This is a genomic window from Saccharibacillus kuerlensis DSM 22868, assembly GCF_000378145.1.
GTDB lineage: Bacteria > Bacillota > Bacilli > Paenibacillales > Paenibacillaceae > Saccharibacillus > Saccharibacillus kuerlensis.
Genome location: NZ_KB899279.1, coordinates 267,541 through 284,303, shown reverse-complemented (window position 1 = coordinate 284,303; position 16,763 = coordinate 267,541). Strand labels below are relative to the sequence as shown.

Annotated in this window: 15 protein-coding genes; 11 read left to right on the top strand and 4 right to left on the bottom strand. The window is 53.7% G+C overall.

Annotation, left to right across the window (positions count from 1 at the left end; genetic code table 11):
- The first annotated feature begins 211 nt into the window (after positions 1-211).
- From F456_RS0106030 to F456_RS0106015, 4 genes are all read left to right on the top strand, one after another.
- Positions 212-967: an RNA 2'-phosphotransferase gene (locus F456_RS0106030; protein ID WP_018976106.1), complete on the top strand. Its 756-nt coding sequence runs from the start codon at positions 212-214 to the stop codon at positions 965-967.
- 152 nt (positions 968-1,119) lie between these two features.
- The gene (locus F456_RS0106025; RefSeq protein ID WP_018976105.1) at positions 1,120-1,935 is read left to right on the top strand and encodes a TatD family hydrolase; all 816 of its coding nucleotides are present in this window, start codon (positions 1,120-1,122) and stop codon (positions 1,933-1,935) included.
- A 90-nt stretch (positions 1,936-2,025) separates the two neighbouring features.
- Positions 2,026-2,376: a hypothetical protein gene (locus F456_RS0106020; RefSeq protein WP_018976104.1), complete on the top strand. Its 351-nt coding sequence runs from the start codon at positions 2,026-2,028 to the stop codon at positions 2,374-2,376.
- A gap of 155 nt (positions 2,377-2,531) precedes the next feature.
- The gene (locus F456_RS0106015) at positions 2,532-3,164 is read left to right on the top strand and encodes a P-loop nucleotide/nucleoside kinase family protein (RefSeq protein WP_018976103.1); all 633 of its coding nucleotides are present in this window, start codon (positions 2,532-2,534) and stop codon (positions 3,162-3,164) included.
- 164 nt (positions 3,165-3,328) lie between these two features.
- On the opposite strand, the gene F456_RS0106010 is transcribed toward F456_RS0106015, so the two are convergent.
- From F456_RS0106010 to F456_RS0106000, 3 genes are all read right to left on the bottom strand, one after another.
- Positions 3,329-3,583: a hypothetical protein gene (locus F456_RS0106010; protein ID WP_018976102.1), complete on the bottom strand. Its 255-nt coding sequence runs from the start codon at positions 3,581-3,583 to the stop codon at positions 3,329-3,331.
- On the bottom strand, positions 3,576-4,556 hold the full coding sequence (locus tag F456_RS23475) for a 3'-5' exonuclease (RefSeq protein ID WP_018976101.1): 981 nt from the start codon (positions 4,554-4,556) through the stop codon (positions 3,576-3,578). Before F456_RS23475 ends, F456_RS0106010 begins: the two co-directional genes overlap by 8 nt.
- Before the next feature lie 84 nt (positions 4,557-4,640).
- Positions 4,641-5,285 (bottom strand): NAD(P)-dependent oxidoreductase, encoded by a 645-nt coding sequence (locus F456_RS0106000; RefSeq protein WP_018976100.1) that lies wholly within the window; start codon positions 5,283-5,285, stop codon positions 4,641-4,643.
- 283 nt (positions 5,286-5,568) lie between these two features.
- On the opposite strand from F456_RS0106000, the gene F456_RS0105995 reads away from it, so the two are divergent.
- From F456_RS0105995 to F456_RS0105985, 3 genes are all read left to right on the top strand, one after another.
- The gene (locus F456_RS0105995; RefSeq protein WP_051086702.1) at positions 5,569-7,179 is read left to right on the top strand and encodes an alkaline phosphatase; all 1,611 of its coding nucleotides are present in this window, start codon (positions 5,569-5,571) and stop codon (positions 7,177-7,179) included.
- Positions 7,180-7,486: 307 nt separating this feature from the next.
- Entirely contained in the window at positions 7,487-8,464 is a 978-nt protein-coding gene (locus F456_RS0105990; RefSeq protein ID WP_018976098.1) for an ABC transporter ATP-binding protein, read from the top strand.
- The gene (locus tag F456_RS0105985) at positions 8,461-9,984 is read left to right on the top strand and encodes an ABC transporter permease/substrate-binding protein (protein WP_018976097.1); all 1,524 of its coding nucleotides are present in this window, start codon (positions 8,461-8,463) and stop codon (positions 9,982-9,984) included. The genes F456_RS0105990 and F456_RS0105985 overlap by 4 nt, the downstream gene beginning before the upstream one ends.
- Before the next feature lie 119 nt (positions 9,985-10,103).
- Here the strand turns inward: F456_RS0105985 and F456_RS0105980 are convergent, their stop codons facing one another.
- The gene (locus F456_RS0105980) at positions 10,104-10,841 is read right to left on the bottom strand and encodes a superoxide dismutase family protein (protein WP_018976096.1); all 738 of its coding nucleotides are present in this window, start codon (positions 10,839-10,841) and stop codon (positions 10,104-10,106) included.
- A 248-nt stretch (positions 10,842-11,089) separates the two neighbouring features.
- On the opposite strand from F456_RS0105980, the gene F456_RS0105975 reads away from it, so the two are divergent.
- The 4 genes from F456_RS0105975 (at position 11,090) to F456_RS21875 (ending at position 16,614) form a co-directional block, all read left to right on the top strand.
- Complete coding sequence (locus F456_RS0105975) at positions 11,090-12,067, top strand: sugar ABC transporter substrate-binding protein (protein ID WP_018976095.1); 978 nt, start codon at positions 11,090-11,092, stop codon at positions 12,065-12,067.
- Positions 12,064-13,530, top strand: a complete 1,467-nt coding sequence (locus F456_RS0105970; RefSeq protein ID WP_018976094.1) for a sensor histidine kinase — start codon at positions 12,064-12,066, stop codon at positions 13,528-13,530. The genes F456_RS0105975 and F456_RS0105970 overlap by 4 nt, the downstream gene beginning before the upstream one ends.
- Complete coding sequence (locus F456_RS0105965; RefSeq protein WP_026293683.1) at positions 13,505-15,052, top strand: response regulator; 1,548 nt, start codon at positions 13,505-13,507, stop codon at positions 15,050-15,052. Before F456_RS0105970 ends, F456_RS0105965 begins: the two co-directional genes overlap by 26 nt.
- A gap of 515 nt (positions 15,053-15,567) precedes the next feature.
- Positions 15,568-16,614 carry a sugar ABC transporter substrate-binding protein gene (locus tag F456_RS21875; protein WP_083923533.1) on the top strand — a complete coding sequence of 349 codons (1,047 nt, stop codon included), beginning with the start codon at positions 15,568-15,570 and terminating at the stop codon, positions 16,612-16,614.
- Positions 16,615-16,763 lie beyond the last annotated feature (149 nt).

The window sequence follows — 16,763 nt, the reverse complement described above, 5'->3', positions numbered from 1 at the left end:
AAACCTATTGCGGGCGGTCGATTCAGAAATAAGAAATCCATTAAGAGTAGGAAACCATAAGAATAGAAAACCAACAGCAAGAAGCCGGCTCCCCGGAAACGGGCGAGGCCGGCTTTGTCTTGCCTCCTTATTAGGGGAGTGCGGTGTGCGTTACAATTATGCTTCGATTAAAATGGAAAGAAGAGTATAAGAAGCAGACAGGAGAATAAATATGGGCAAAGGGAAAAAGAAAGTTGGAGGATCGGCAAACGCCGCTGAAGAAAAAGGCATCGTCACGCGCAGGCAGGGCGGGGTTTCCCGGCCAGTGGCCGCTGAGCGCGACAAGAAGCTGAGCAAACTGATGAGCTTGATGCTGCGCCATGAGCCCGAAGAGTTTGGACTGCGTCTCGATCCGGAAGATGGATCGTGTGGGCTGGACGAACTGTTGGCGGCGGTGCGCCGACGTACCGGTTACGAAGAAACGACAGAAGAGGATGTCCGAGGTGTAGTGCGGCGTTCCGACAAGCAGCGGTTTGAGATTGTAGAAACGCAAACGGTCGGTGGTTCGGAGCGAGCGGCGGCAGAAGTCGGAGGTATGGGAGAAGAGGGAGCAGAGCCTCAGGGCGGAAGGTCCGTCTTTGAGAACGTACCGCGCATCCGAGCGCGCTACGGTCACAGCTTCGGCAGGCTGACGTATCCGCAGGGTACGCCGCCGGACGTGCTCTACCACGGTACGAATCAACATGCGCTGTCGTCCATTATGGAACATGGCCTACTGCCAATGGGGCGTGAGTACGTACACTTGTCGGGCGAGACGCACTTTGCGGCGCTTGCCGGAAGGCGGCGGGGACAGCTGGTTATGCTGACCGTAGACACGAAGACGGCGAGTGAAGGGGGTATCATTTTCTATGATGCAGGCAGCGGCGTCTGGTTGGCCGAACGTATTCCGGCAAGCGTGTTGGCGGTGGACGAAACGTACAGCGACTAGTTGGAATGCCTGACCGGCCTGGAGAGGGCAGGAGGAAGCAGGCCGAAATAAGCGGTCGTCTTGGAGCCGCATGGGACTTGGATCTTACGCAATGAAGGGTTGAAAGATAAAGATAGGGAAAGATAAGATAAGGAAAGAGGGAGCTGTTCGGCATGACAAATTTGGATTCTGTCGTAAATTCGCGTCACACGATCGATATCGGGGTCAACCTGATGCATCGTTCATTCGGCAGCGACCGTGAACAGGTAGTCGAGGCAGCTGCGGAAGCGGGCGTAACGCCGCTGATCATTACCGGAACGAGCGTGCGGAGCAGCGAATCGGCGGCAGAGTACGCCGGTCGCTATCCGGGCCGTCTCTACGCGACCGCCGGCGTTCATCCGCATGACGCCAAGAGCTGCGGAGAAGAGACGCTGCAAAGTCTGCGAAATCTTGCGTCGAGAAACGAAGTGGTCGCCATCGGCGAATGCGGGCTGGACTATAACCGCGATTTCTCACCGCGCGATATGCAGCAGGAATGGTTCGTGAAGCAGGTAGAACTGGCCGTAGAACTGGATATGCCGCTCTTTCTGCATGAGCGCGATGCACACGAAGACTTCGCGCGGATACTGCGCCGCTTCAAGCCGACCGGACTGCCGGCAGTCGTACACTGCTTTACTGGCAGTGAGCCGGAGCTGCGCACTTACTTGGAGATGGATCTGCACATTGGGATCACCGGTTGGATCTGCGACGAGCGCCGAGGCCGGCATTTGCGCGAGCTGGTGCGGTTGATCCCGCCGGAACGTCTGATGATCGAGACAGATGCGCCGTTCTTGACGCCGCGGGACCTGCGACCAAAGCCGAAGGACGGTCGCAATGAACCTGCCTATCTGCCGCATATCGCGTCGGCTGTTGCAGAATGTACCGGACGAACGGTTGAAGACGTGATGGAGCAGACGACGGAAGCGGCGAAAAAGTTTTTTAGAATTTGAATAATCCGCAAGTTTTATCTATGAAGCATCGTCTTAAAGGAGTGGACTTCAAAGTAAGTGGACTTCAAAACGAGGCGAGGAGAGTCGAATATGAACAACCGACGTAACAGTGAGCAGCTTAAACGGATTGAGTCGACGCTGGTGCAAATCGAGTCAAACTTACAGAATGTGTGCGAGACTGCGGGCAGAATAGCACAGGGAATGGACGTTACATCAGAAGGAATGCAGAAGTTGGTGCAAAATCTGGAGGCGGTTAAAAATCAGTTGTCGGAACGACGCGAAGAGAGCTTGTTGACAGAAGATATGGCAGATCTTGTTCAGGATCTTAAAGTAATAAACGAAGGCTTATCCGACTTGAAGCAGGATAATGGCCTGGTGCGTAATGATCTTAACGATCTGGGACAAGATTTGAATAGGTTAAAAGAAGACCTTCGTGATTAGAATTTAAGGTTCAAGCATCCTTTAGCAGAAGGATGTTTCTTTTTTTGTGCGAAAATGAGTTTGAAGGACAAATCTTAAAACATTTCTGATTGATTATGTTAAAATGAGACTTAAATAAAATGACATTGAACTTAGGGATTGAAGGGGAGAATAACATGCGCAAACTGGTATTTTTTGTAGGGGGAGCCGGCAGCGGCAAGACGACAATCGCTAAAGGTATTACAATCAAGGAACATCCGGTTTTTCTCGATATGGATACGGCATCTCGTCCGGCCAGCGAGAAGATCATGACGCTCGCAGGACACGATCCTCACGATCGGGATTCGCAGGCCTATAAGGAATTGTGCCGGGATCTCGGCTACCGTCTGACTATGGACACAGCATTGGAAAATCTGGAACTGGGTTCTGACGTATTTGCAATCGGACCGTTCACAAGCGAGATTCGCAACCCGCATTGGATTCACGAGGAGCTGGCCAAGATCGGCGCAACCGTGAACGACGTCGAAGTCAAAGTCATCTATGTTTATCTTGGCGATATGACCCAGTACAAAAAACGGATCGCGGAACGCGGTCACAAAGCCGATGAATGGAAGTTGGCGAACTGGGATCTGTTTGTGCAGCGGATGCAGCGTACGGAAGTGTTGTGGGATCTGCCGGGGAACTCGATCCTGTATTTCGATAATTCCGAAGGCACGCTGGAAGAGAATATCATCAGTGTCGAAAAATTTATTTACGCGGACAAAGAAACGGCGCAGGAAAGTATGTCCGTGTCGGCGGGTCAAGCCTGAGCTTGGTTCGCTTCAAAAAAAGTCTCATACCCATAACCGATTAAAAGATACAGCCAATAAAAAGATACAATCAATAAAAAGATACAGCCAATAAGAAAACCGGACCGCTTCGATGAAGCGGTCCGGTTTTTTTGGTGCGGAGCATGGTCCGCTTATAAAAAATATTAAAGTTCTTCCTCGCGTTCGTACAACCGACTCTTGGGGCGCTGCTCGCTGCGGATCTCGGCAGACAGCCGACGAAAGTGGCGCAAATTGACGAAGAAGGTGTAGCCGCGCAGCACGGCCAGCAGAAGCGGCAGCAGGATCGCCGGGAATGTGTGTAATTCAAAAAAGAAAATAGCGGCAATCGCCAGAATGACAAACAGAACGTCAAATATCATTTTCTGCTGCAGGCGCAGCTGCTTTTTGCGCTTATCCATCATGCTCCTCCTCCGCAGCTTCATTCAATCGGCCGACAAACTCGTCTTCCGACAGAATGCGGATCCGGCTGCCGGCGGCAGCGAGTCGAGCGGCCGATTGGGTCTTGCCGGTAATATAGCCGCCTGCGGCGTATTTGGCATAATCGCTGCGGCCGATCACAACGTAATCGGTCTTCCATTCGACCGATTCGGTGCAGAGCGCGCCGAGTTCTGCCGCCCGGCGATACGCTTCTTCACGCTTCAGCCCGCTCATCCGGCCGGTAAAAACGATCCGTTTACCGTACAGCGGGTTATTGCGATCAGCTGAATCGCTGGGCGCGTAAGGCGCGGATTTGGTATTTGGTGTTTGCGCCGATGGGCCTTTTCGTGATCGGATGCCCTTCGGTGCCGAAGACGAGAAGGAAACGTGGCTGCCGTCCTGCAAAATCTGGCCGACTCGGTAGCCGTAACGCTCGGCAAGCCCGCTGCAGTCCGAGGCGTTCCCCGCTTCGGAGCAGCGGAGGAAAATCTTCGCGGCCGTACGCGCATCTTCGATTGCGTCGTGATGCTTAAAAGCGCCGAGATTCAGTTCGCGCGCCACCGTGTTCAACTTATGATTGGGCATGCCGGGCCAGATCTTGCGCGACATTAGGCACGAGCACATATATTGAATGTGCGGCAGCTCGAGTCCATGTTCTTCTGCACTGCGCCGAAGTACGCTCATATCAAACGAAGCATTGTGCGCCACGAGAATCCGGTTCTCGATCCGGCTGCGCAGCTCTGGCCAGATATCGGTGAAAGACGGCGAATTCTCGACCTGATCCGGTGTGATGCCGTGCACGGCAATGCAGAAACGATCGAAGTCGTCATGCGGATTGACGAGTGTGTAATATTCGTCGACAATTTGTCCGTCCCGCACATCTACCAGGCCGACCGCACAGACACTCGCCCGTTTGGCGTTGGCTGTTTCGAAGTCGATCGCCACGAAATCCATGGGGTTTATCCTCCTTTTCTCCGCAAGGTCTATCCTGCGTTCCTATAGTTCTTGGCGTTCTTCGTGCATTTGAAGACTATTCATTCAACTGCCTATAAACGGACAGCGCCGTATATATTCGGGTTTATCAATCTGATTGACCAGAAACCGGGCAACTTCTCCGTTATAGATGCGGTTGCCCATCATCCGATTGGGATCCGATTTGATGGTGTATCCGCCTTGCCCCTCCTTGACGACGGGCAGACGCACAAGCGTCCAGTCCGCGGAACTGTTCTGAAGCACGGAGAGTTCCCGAAGCCGATCCTGAGCGAATTGGGGATGCAGTGATCGCATCATGCGTGAAACCACGCGCCCGCCGAGCGACTTGTGGTCGCCCTGCAGCTTGAGCGACAAGCCGGTGACGCCGATATAGCGGCGTATGCCCGCGCGCTCCATTTCTTCGAGTATTTGCCGCGTAACCGAGCTGTACATCGGTTCTTCCTGCGGCGGCCGTCCGAACGTATTGATCACCGCCGAGCATCCGCTGAGCAGCTCGCGCAGCGAATCGAAGCGCATAACGTCCCCTTGAACGATGGACAGCCTGGAAGCCATTTCCGGCGGCAGCTGCATACTCCGTACGGTCCGGACGAGCATCCGAACCCGGTAACCCTGCTGCAGCGCACAGCTGACGACATAACGCCCTACGCTGCCGGTTCCGCCGACCACGGCGATGAGCTTGGATTGATTCATGTGACCCTCCATCTATATACATCCTGAAAATTCGACAATCGAACCTCTCCGCAAACAGAGCAGGTTCTCCTTTCTATTATGCGATTCTGCCGACAAGGTTTCAACTTTCGACAAATTAAGGAATAGAGCAAGGTGGGGTTTTTTTACACAAATCGTAAATAGTCTTAATATTGCGCAAACGCTATCTTTCTACACTGATAAAGGCTTCAATACTATACAGAAGGAGTGGATCGATTTGCAAAAGGTTGGACCGGCAAGCGGGAAATACGGCAAGAAGGCTTGGATGGCAGGGGCTCTCTCGGCGGTAATGGCACTGGGAATCGGTGCGCCTGCAGCATCCGCAGCCGTACTCCCGGATATCGAAGCAGAGAATGTAATCATTCTGATTCCGGACGGCATGAGCATGGACGCTACGACACTGACGCGCTGGTATAACGGCGGACAACCGTTGGCCATGGACGAGATGGCGAGCGGACTTGTTCGTACATACTCTTCTGATGCCGCGATCGCCGATTCCGCTCCAGCAGGAACCGCTTTTGCAACCGGTCATAAGTCTCATACGGGTTACGTCGGCGTTCTGCCGGACAAAAATACAATGCCGGGTCTGGATCCGATTGCCGCAGGCAACGAGAAAAAACCGGTTGCAAACGTATTGGAAGCGGCACGTCTGTCGGGCAAAGCGACAGGCATCATTGCGACTTCCGAAATTATGCATGCGACTCCGGCAGCCTTCAGTGCACACTATCCGGACCGCAGCAATTACGATGCTCTGAGTAAGCAGCAGGTTTATGCGGGTATTGATGTTGTACTTGGCGGCGGCGCGAAATACTTCAAGCCGGAAGGCCGTAAAGACGGCGCCGACCTGGAAGCCGTCATTAACGATATGGGCTACGATCTCGTAAAAGATCCGGCTGCAATGCAAGCTTCGACTTCCGACAAACTGTGGGGCATGTTTGCGGAAACGTCACTGAGCTACGATATGGACCGCGATCCGGCGAAGCAGCCGAGCCTGGCTGAAATGACGGAAAAAGCGATTGATGTGCTGGACCGCAATGAAGAAGGATTCTTCCTGATGGTCGAAGGCAGCAAAGTGGATTGGGCGGCGCATGCCAACGATCCAATGGGTATTATCAGCGACGTTAATGCATTCGACAAAGCGGTCGGCGAAGCGCTCGAGTTCGCCAAAGAAGACGGCAATACGATGGTAATTGCGGTAACGGATCACGGCAACGGCGGAATCACGATCGGCGACCGTGGGACAACAAGCACTTACGACGAGGAGCCGCTGGAAACCTTTACAGCTCCACTGCTCAAAGCCAAGCTGACAGGCGAAGGCGTTGAAGCGAAGCTGGCGAGCCCACGCAGTAACAATGATATCAAACAGGTGATGGCTGAGTATTACGGCATTACCGACCTGACGAACAAAGAAGTTGAAGCCATTCGCCGGGCAGATGAAGGCCGTCTGAATGGTGTGATCGGACCGATGATCAGCCAACGTGCACACATCGGTTGGACAAGTGGCGGTCATACGGGCGGCGACGTAACACTGTATTCTTACGCACCGAACGGTCAGAGACTGCACGGACTGCTGGAAAACACGGACATCGCGAAGGCTATGGCATCGGCGCTTGGACTGGATCTGAACGCAGTAACCGAGCAGCTGTTTGTGCCGGCGGAAGAAGCGTTCACAGCAAAAGGTGCAGAGTGGACAGTCGACAGCAGCAATGCGGCAAGCCCGGTTTATGTCGTAACAAAAGGCGAGAACACGCTGCGTCTGCCGGTATTCACAAACGTGGCAGAATTGAACGGCAATGAAGTTACGCTGCAGGGCAATGTAATCAACAATGGCGTAGAAGTATTCGTACCACAGGACGCAGTGGATCTGCTGCCTTAAATGCGTCTTGATCGTCAATCCGCAGCTTATGCGAAAAAGGTTTGATATTCAAGCTCGGACTAGTTTGAAATAAGCATGTTCGAAGCTGGTTCGGAAGACCCCGGAATATCCATTTCGGGGTCTTTGCTGTGTCTGCGCAAGGTCGGTGTGCTGACCTCGTTAAATGTTAAAATTGCAGGCTTCGCTTTTTTGTTCGGCTGTGATTACCAAGCGGCCTCATTCGGGTATTGATAGGAGAACAGCGGGGCCTAGAGAAGAGTATGCCGCAGGTAGCCGCATTCGACGACAATAAACTCGGGAGAAAATTATGATCTCATTTGAAGAAATTACGAAAATCTACGATGACGGACGCATGGCCGTGTCCGGCTTGTCTTTCGAGATCCAAAAAGGCGAGTTCTTCGTGCTGATCGGACCGAGCGGCTGCGGCAAGACAACCGTGCTGAAGATGATTAACCGGCTGATCGAAGCGAGTGGAGGCCGGATCATGATCGAGGGACGCCCGGTCGACGACTACAAGCTGAACGAACTGCGCTGGAATATCGGTTATGTGCTTCAGCAGATCGCTCTGTTCCCGCACATGAGTATTGCGGAGAACGTGGCGGTTGTGCCGGAGCTGATGAAGATCCCGCGTGCAGAAAGTGACAAGAGAGTTGAACACCTGCTGAGTATGGTTGGGCTTGATCCGGATGTATATCGCGACAAGCGTCCGGCCGAGCTGTCCGGCGGCCAACAGCAGCGCGTAGGCGTCGTCCGTGCGCTTGCTGCCGACCCGGATATCCTGCTGATGGACGAGCCGTTCAGTGCGCTCGACCCGGTTACTCGCGAGAAGCTGCAGAACGACCTGCTTGAGCTGCAGCGAAATATCCGCAAGACGATTGTCTTTGTTACGCACGATATGCGCGAAGCACTGAAACTCGGCGATCGCATTTGCATCATGAAGGATGGGGAAGTTGTACAGATTGGTACGCCAAATGACATTGTGCACCGTCCTGCGGACGATTTCGTTCGGGAATTTCTGGGCGATGCGGCCGGACGGGAAGGATTTGGAGCTTCTGCGTTAACTGCTGAAGATCTGGCCGATCCGCTTGCACCGGACAGTCGTCTGGTGGCAGACGGTGCGGTTACGGTCAGAGCCGATACCGCGCTGGGCGAGCTGCTTTGGCATTTTGCCGTCGAGGAACGGTTGTTGGTACGGCGCGGTGATGAAGTGATCGGTCTGCTGGATCGGGACAAGACACTGAGGCGCATGGCCCGTGAGTTTCAGGAAGGAGGCGCTGCTGAATGAATGCTTTCTTCGATGTGTTCGGTCAGCGTCAAGATCAGCTGTGGACGACGCTCGGCGATCATATCGTCTTGTCGTTTGTTTCGCTATTGATTGCTGCATTGATTGCGGTGCCGCTCGGCCTGCTGCTTGCGCGTAATCCGCGAGGTGCGGAAGGCGTGATCGGCGTAACTGCGGTGCTGCAGACGATTCCGTCGCTGGCCCTGCTCGGCCTGCTGATTCCTCTGCTGGGGATCGGCCGTGTGCCGGCAGTAGTCGCACTCGTTATCTACGCGCTGCTGCCGATTCTGCGCAATACATATACCGGCGTACGCGAAGTCGATTCTTCGCTGCTTGAAGCGGCCGATGCGATGGGCATGAATCGTCGGCGCCGTCTGCTCAAGGTCGAGCTGCCGCTGGCCATGCCGGTGATTATGGCGGGGATCCGTACCGCAACCGTGCTTATCATCGGTACGGCAACGCTGGCCGCCCTGATCGGCGGCGGCGGTCTCGGCGAGCTGATCTTGCTCGGGATTGACCGCAACAATACGAACCTGATTCTGCTAGGTGCTATTCCTGCTGCGCTGCTGGCGATTGTCTTCGATTTTGCCCTGCGATTCCTGCAGAAGCTGTCGCTGAAGCGTTCGCTCACGGCTCTGGGCGGGTTTGCTCTAATCATTGCTGCATTCCTCGTCATACCGCTGCTTGGGCAGACGAACAAGGCGGATCTTGTTCTTGGAAGCAAGCTGGGTGCCGAGCCAGAAATTCTGATCAATATGTATAAAGAATTGATCGAACAGGATACCGATCTGAAGGTGGAGCTGAAGCCGGGTCTCGGACCGACCTCGTTCGTGTTCGCCGCTCTGCAAAACGGCGATATCGATATGTATCCCGAATTTACCGGTACGGTGACCGGAGAGCTGCTGAAGACGCCTGCCGTCAGCAGGAATGCCCGTGAAGTGTACGAACAGGCCCGCGATGGCTTGAAGAGCGAGTTCAATATGGCTCTGCTGGAGCCAATGGCTTACAATAATACGTATGCACTCGCGATGTCTCAGCGCTTGGCCGAGCAGTACGAAGTCACGAAAATTTCCGATTTGGAGGCGCTTGAGAACAATTTGGAAGCCGCCTTTACCCGCGAATTCTCGGACCGCGAGGATGGTTATCTGGGCATTCAGAAGCTGTACGGTATTACTTTCCATACTGTATTTACGATGGAACCGAAGCTGCGCTATCAAGCACTCCAGCGAGGCGATATCGATCTGATCGACGCATACTCGACCGACAGCGAATTGGCCCGATACGAACTGACCGTGCTTGAAGACGACAAGAACCTATTCCCGCCTTACCAGGGGGCACCGCTTATGCTGCAAAGCACGCTCGACAAGTATCCGGAACTGGCTGATACGCTGAATGTACTTGCCGGACAGATCACCGACGACGAGATGCGGCAGATGAATTACGCGGTCGATGTGGAAGGAGAGCTGGCGGAAGAAGTAGCAGGGGAGTTCCTGACAAGCAAAGGGCTGCTGAACGGGGAATGAACCAGAAAAACACCGAAAAGCTTACTAGCTTTTCGGTGTTTTTCTATTACTGTTGCTATCTCTATTAATTGTTGAATGCTGTAGATGTTAAGCTCCGTAAACGTTAAATGCTCCGGTCTTTATTTCGGAATATTCCCTCCGGCAATCCGGTCGCCTGAGTCACCCGAAGGATCGGTCTTCTGATCGTCTGGACCGGAGTGGATAATGATTGAGCGTCCGGCAAAGGACATACTGCTGTCGGGTTTGAGGTTGGCTCCCTCGAGGAAGAATTCATCCGTAGAACTCCCGTTGGCGCCCACGGTCAAGTTGCCTTTGAAGTCGCCCAGGTGCGGACCGCTTGGATTATCGTGGCCGTGCTTCATATCGGTCGGATTGAAGTGGCTCATTGCCGTGGCAAAGTCATTGCCTTCAATCGGCATCTGATGAATATGGATGCCGTGTTCGCCTGGAGGAAGATTGGTTACGTTGGCTTTGGCACGTACGCCGCCTTCTTCCTCAGTCAGATCGATACTGCCGATAACCTTTCCTGCCGCATCTTTGATGATAGTCTTGGCAGAACCCGTGGAGACCGCCTGATTCGTTCCGTCCCAATAGATCGGCACGTTTAGCATATCGCTCATCATGCGCACCGGCACATAGGTCGTTCCGCCATAAGTTAGTGCAGACGGAACTTTTTGTTTACCGTTATCGTAATCGGCTGTTACGTCCTGACGTTCACCGAACGCATAGAAAACGAGCTTTGATGCCACTGCTGAAACAGGGTTGTCCGCTGCCACAGCGGATAGTCCGGAGAACAGCACGGCTCCGCATAGAAAAGAAGCGACGACATGCCGTTTGCCGAGAGGTTTTTTGGCCACGTTGAATTTCCTCCTCGAATTTTAAAATTAAGAACCAAAAGCGCTCTTTGCTGCTCCTTACCCTTGTCCCAAAAGGCCGAAACGAATATGTAATAACAGTTACATATACAATACTGTAAAAAACATCTATTCATAACGAGAACGATTTGCTACAGTAGAAAAACTGGATTCGGCGTTTTCAATCTTCAATTCAGGTGGAACAAAGTGTTATGATTTGAGTATCCTTTACAAGAAAGAGGGATTGCAATTTGCATAAGACGATCAGTCTGGCGCTCGGTTCGATCTGCGCCATTTTTCTATTTTTCACGATGATCTCGGCAATCCGTTTTGTACAGTCCGCTTGGCAGCCGCCGGAAATGGAAAATCAGGCAGCGGATCGTTATCGGCTTGTTCTGATCACACAGGATCTTGGCACTCCTTTTTGGAATAAAGTTGGAGAAGGTGCGGAAGAGGAAGCGAGTCGGCTTGATGCGAATCTGGAAGTGTGGGGAACCTATGGCGAGGACCGGGAAAATTTTCTGAAGCAGCTCGAAATTGCGATTGACTCCAGAGTAGACGGAATCATCGTACAGGGAATGAACGAAGAGCGATTCAATAATTTAACCAAGATCAAAGCGTCTTTCCACGGCATTCCGGTTATTACGGTCGCAAGCGATGTACCGATGTCCGACAGTATGCGCCGAACGTATGTGGGCTCGGATCCCCTGGCTGCCGGCCGGATGATTGGGGAGCGTCTGCTTGCCGATCTAGGCGATACGGGGATTGTTGTACTGATGGGGAACGAGCGTGAGGAATATGACCAGCGCAGACGGATCGAAGGTATTCGCAGTGTGCTGAAAGATTATTCGGGTATCCGTATTGAATATGTGACAAGCTCTGCCGAAGAAGAAAGGGTAGCGGCATCGACTCGGGATGTGATGAATCGATTTCCTGATGTAAACGCCTTCATCTCTGTGGATGCCAATCTTACGGCCGCGATGATTCAGGAGATTGGCCGTCGTTCGCAGGTGGAGCCGTATCTGATTTACTCTTTTGACGATAATCCCGACATTCTGCCGCTGCTGCGCCGAGGCAAGCTGGATGGTGTAGTGGAGCAGTCTCCGTATCAAATGGGGGAACTGGGCGTGCGGATGATTATGCAGTGGCTGGACGGCGAGAATGTTCCTCTGGATGCGGAAGGTTATCCCACCGATATTCGGATGCTGGAAGCGGAGGATATGGAATGATCGGAATTCAACGAAAAATCTGGACACTGACCGCTTTTGTTATGTTTATCATGATTCTGATCTGGGTCATGCTGACTTATTACAACCAGAAGACGCAGGACCAGTACAACGAAATCCTTCAGCGTTACCTGCATATGAACGAAGTAACGAGTGTCAGCCGTCAAACGGTCAACTCCTTGAATATCTATTTGCTTACGCCTACCGAAGGGAATCTCAGCAGCCTGCGTAGAAGTGAAGATCAGCTTCGGGAAGCCCAGCGCTCAGTCGGCCTTTTGCGGAATGAAGAGAACGATTTTGCGCTTACCAGTTATATGAATCTGATCGACAGTCTGCTGGAAGCGACGGACCGTTCGATCATGTTCGAGTCGGAAATGGAATTGGAAGATTCGAAAAGAGCCTTTGCTGAAGCGACGCGGATGTCAAGTTATCTCTCCGAAATGACGCTGAAGCTGATCGATATCGAGTTGAACACGTATGAACAATTTTACCGGAGCATCATTGAGCAGTCGGAAGAGCTGAAGAAGCTGGGCATCTGGATTTTGCTCGCGATTACATTTGGTCTGCTGCTGTTCACTTACTGGTTCTCGCTCGGCATTACCCGTCCGGTCCAGCAGCTTACAAAAGCGGCGCAGGAGCTGGCCAAGGGCAAATTCGAGCGGCAGATTGTCGTTCATTCGGCAGACGAGATTTCTTTTTTGGCGACGACGTTCGAACATATGCGGGTTAACATCAATAATCTGATCCTCGAAATGCGGGAAAAGGCAAGGCTGCAAAGCGAGCTGCAGCGCAGCCAACTGCTGCTTCAGGAAAGCCAGCTGCGAAGTCTTCAAAGTCAGATCAATCCCCACTTTCTGTTCAATATTCTTGATACGCTGTCCAAAAAAGCTTTTCTGGAAGGCGCCGAGGAAACCAGCGATCTGCTGGTCAGCGTCGCCGGCATGCTGCGATACAACCTCAAACGGCTCGATCGAGCCGTAACCCTTTATGACGAAGTCCGGGTCATGCGGCAGTATATGGAGATCCAGTCGGCTCGGTTTACGGATCGCCTCCGATTGGTTACGAACATTGAAGAAAGCGCCCTGTCTGTGCAGGTGCCGGGACTAACGCTGCAGCCGATTGTGGAAAATGCGGTTACGCATGCGATTGAACCGTCCGAAAGCGGCGGAACGATCACGGTTACGATTGCTGATGTCGGCGACCGGGTTACGGTGGAGATTGCCGACGAAGGGCCGGGAATGAGCGAGGAGAAAATGCGGGCTATTCTCGAAGAACACGATATGGAGCCGGAAGGCCATTCGACAGGGATCGGATTCGGCAATGTCGTTCGTAGGCTGAGGCTGTTCTACGGCATGACGGATATTATCGAAATACGGAGCGGTGAAGAGGGCGGCTTAAGCGTGCTGCTCAAACTTCCTAAGACAAGGAGAAGCGAGAATGATGACAAAGCTGCTGATCGTGGATGACGAACAGGTCGGACGGGAAGGGCTGCAGGCCATTTTACAAAAAGGATTTCCGGAGCTAACGGTCGAACAGGCGAAAAACGGGAAAATGGCGGTTGAGCTGGCAGATTCGTTCAGACCGGATCTTATTCTGATGGATATCAAGATGCCGGGGATGGACGGTCTGGAGGCGGCGGAAGCCATCAGCGGAAAGTATCCGGGGATCAAGATCGTCATGGTAACAGCTTACGATACATTCGATTATGCCCGGCGTGCGCTCAAACTCGGGGTCAAAGATTACCTGCTCAAGCCGAGTAAAGCGACAGAAATCAAAAAAACGGTCGGCGCCATATTGGAGCAGATCGGGATGGAGAGTCGCGAGCGCGAACGGAGCAGGCTGCGCGAAGATGCGCTGGAGAGAGTCATGCCCGTTATAGAAACGGATATCGTGACCCAGCTGCTGTTTGACCATGTACACGAAGTGCATTCGGATGAACTGCTGTCCTGGCTGGGTGTGGACACCGGCGGAGAAGTCTTCGCCCTGTCCGTACTGATGCCTGAAGGCGAGGAAAAAGCTTATGCGACGATTCGCGATCTGATCCGGCGAGAGAAAGCCGGCTGGGTCGGTGCGCTGTACGGTCGCCAGATTCCGATTATCGCATTCAGGGACCAAGCGCGGTCTTACCGTTCCCAGGCGACCGAGCTGGCGCGCGGACTGCTGGAAGCGGCGGGAGGCCATTCGCGCGAAGGTTGGTTCGTCGGCGTAGGCAACCTCTGTCATTCGTTGATGCAGGTCAGACAATCCTACCGGGAAGCACTGTTGGCTACTCCCGACCCGACGCAGCCGGTTCGCTATCGTCTCTACACGGACAAGCCGGAGAGCGGAGCGGCAAACTCCATTTTGGATTATCCAGACAAACGCTGGGAACGACATTTCTTCGAGCAGATTCGAGTCGGAGAGTGGGATGGAATCCGGGCGGAGACACTGGATTTTCTGCGGCGCTGCGAAAACGAAGGCGCCGACCGGCTGGAGGCTCAGCAGCGCGTATCGGAACGGCTGTGGATCGCTTCGCGCGTGCTGGCAGAAATGGGCGTGGAAATCGGAACGCCTACATTCTCTTTTCAGGCGCAGGATTACCGTCAACTGCGCGCTGAGAGCGGATCGATTCTCGACCGGATCAAGCAGGCGTATGCGGAGCATTTGGAACGGATTAAGCCTGACACTGTCCGGCGGATCAAGCAGTACATCGCGGAGCATTCGCACGAAGACATCTCGCTGGAAGCAATCGGCGAACGTTTCGAGTTGAGTCCTTTTTACATCAGCAAGCTGTTCAAGGAGCAGGTCGGCGTCAACTACATCGACTTCCTGACGCAGTGCCGCATCGACAAAGCAAAGAAGCTGATGAGCGATCCTGCACGCAGCCTGAAGGAGATTACGTTCGAAGTAGGCTACCACGACCCGAACTATTTCAGCAAAGTGTTCAAAAAAATGTGCGAGATCTCGCCAACGGAATATCGCAAAGCGCTGCTGGGTGGGCGATCATGACGAGCAGGCGAAACGGTATGATCGGTGAACGGAGCGGTGCAGTCGGCGAAGAGAAGTGCAGCTGGAAGAGCGGTGAAGGGAGCGCTGCAGTTGGTGAAGGAGGGAGTTGCAGAGAAGCCGATGAAGGGAGCAGCCTAGTCAGTGAAAAGGAGAGCAGCCGCATGGTCGATGAATGGAGCGGCGCAGTCGGGCAAAAGGGGCCCCGCCGAAGAAGCGGCGAACGCTTCCGGCTGTTCTCCGTGTTGGCGCTGCTCCTGCTGATGCTGTTTGCACTGGCCGCGTGTTCGAGTGACAGCGGCGAGGCGCAGCAGACGAACAATACCCACGAGACAAGCGGAGCGAGCGGCACGAACAGAGCGGATGGAACAGACGCCGCGAGCGACACGAACAGCATGAACAACGAGAACAGCACGGTCAACGAGAACGGCACGGTCAACGAGAACGGCACGAACGGAGAATCGGAGCAAATAGCGTCTGCCGGTGAAGGCGAGACGAATGAAGACGGAGAAAGCGAGATGAACGGTGCAAGCAGTATTCAAGGCAGCACCGCGGATTCCGCCGACGGGAACAAGAACGCTGCGCAGCCGTTCAAGCCAGATGTGAAAAGCGCGGAAAAGCAGATCAAGATTGGGTTCGCGATGGATACGCTGCTCGAAGAGCGCTGGAAGAAGGATCGGGACCTGTTCGCTGCCGCAGCCGAGCGGCTTGGAGCCGAGGTAATCGTCAAGTCGGCCGGCGGCGACGATGCGCGTCAGATTGCCCAGGCGGAGTCGATGATCAGTGAGGGCGTCGATGTATTGGTTCTGGTGCCGCATAACGCAGAAGCAACGGCGACCATTGTCAACAAAGCCCACAAGTCGGGCATCAAAGTACTGTCTTACGACCGACTGGTGAGGAATGCGGACGTCGATCTCTATGTCTCATTTGATAATGTCGAAGTAGGACGGCTGCAGGCCGAAGCGATTGTAAAGCTTGTGCCGAAGGGGAACTATGCTTATATTGGAGGCGCCGCTACGGACAATAACGCCCATCAGTTCAAGGACGGCGTGTTTGAAGTGCTGCAGCCGCTTATTGACCGAGGCGAGATTCGGATTGTATACGATCAATGGTCGAAAGATTGGAAGCCGGTGCATGCGCGGGAAAATATGCGGGAGGCGCTGAATGCAAGCGGTGCAGACGGAATCGACGCCGTTATTGTCGCCAACGACGCAACTGCGGGAGGTGCTTTGGAAGCGCTCGAAGAGTTCGGCCTGGCAGGGGAAATTCCGGTAGCGGGTCAGGATGCCGATCTGGACGCTGTCCGCCGCATTGCGTCGGGTACGCAGGCCATGACTGTGTACAAGCCGATCGGCCGTCTGGCCGAGGACACGGCACGCTTGGCCGTTGCGCTGGCGAAAGGCGAGCCGACAGGCGCGACACGCCGAGTCAACAATGGGAAGATCGAGGTGCCGTCGATTCTGCTGACTCCAATCGCAGTCGATGCCTCTAATCTGGACGAGACGGTTATCGCAGACGGTTTTCATTCGCGGCAGGAGGTATACGGAAACGGAAGCAGTGAGTAGAAGCTAATGTAAGCGGGCATACAGATGAAGTAAGGCGAATAAGAGCAGAGCCTGATGAAGTAAAGTGAGCAAGAGTCTGCGCAGGTAAAGAAGAGCAAATGCAGATAAAAAAGGGCAGATGCAGGTAAAGAAGAGCAATTGCAGATAAA

Excerpts from the sequence above, each read along its gene's own strand:
- F456_RS0106030 (WP_018976106.1), top strand. The coding sequence starts at position 212 with ATGGGCAAAGGGAAAAAGAAAGTTGGAGGATCGGCAAACGCCGCTGAA.
- F456_RS0106025 (WP_018976105.1), top strand. The coding sequence starts at position 1,120 with ATGACAAATTTGGATTCTGTCGTAAATTCGCGTCACACGATCGATATC.
- F456_RS0106020 (WP_018976104.1), top strand. The coding sequence starts at position 2,026 with ATGAACAACCGACGTAACAGTGAGCAGCTTAAACGGATTGAGTCGACG.
- F456_RS0106015 (WP_018976103.1), top strand. The coding sequence starts at position 2,532 with ATGCGCAAACTGGTATTTTTTGTAGGGGGAGCCGGCAGCGGCAAGACG.
- F456_RS0106010 (WP_018976102.1), bottom strand. The coding sequence starts at position 3,583 with ATGGATAAGCGCAAAAAGCAGCTGCGCCTGCAGCAGAAAATGATATTT.
- F456_RS23475 (WP_018976101.1), bottom strand. The coding sequence starts at position 4,556 with ATGGATTTCGTGGCGATCGACTTCGAAACAGCCAACGCCAAACGGGCG.
- F456_RS0106000 (WP_018976100.1), bottom strand. The coding sequence starts at position 5,285 with ATGAATCAATCCAAGCTCATCGCCGTGGTCGGCGGAACCGGCAGCGTA.
- F456_RS0105995 (WP_051086702.1), top strand. The coding sequence starts at position 5,569 with ATGGCAGGGGCTCTCTCGGCGGTAATGGCACTGGGAATCGGTGCGCCT.
- F456_RS0105990 (WP_018976098.1), top strand. The coding sequence starts at position 7,487 with ATGATCTCATTTGAAGAAATTACGAAAATCTACGATGACGGACGCATG.
- F456_RS0105985 (WP_018976097.1), top strand. The coding sequence starts at position 8,461 with ATGAATGCTTTCTTCGATGTGTTCGGTCAGCGTCAAGATCAGCTGTGG.
- F456_RS0105970 (WP_018976094.1), top strand. The coding sequence starts at position 12,064 with ATGATCGGAATTCAACGAAAAATCTGGACACTGACCGCTTTTGTTATG.
- F456_RS0105965 (WP_026293683.1), top strand. The coding sequence starts at position 13,505 with ATGACAAAGCTGCTGATCGTGGATGACGAACAGGTCGGACGGGAAGGG.
- F456_RS21875 (WP_083923533.1), top strand. The coding sequence starts at position 15,568 with ATGAACGGTGCAAGCAGTATTCAAGGCAGCACCGCGGATTCCGCCGAC.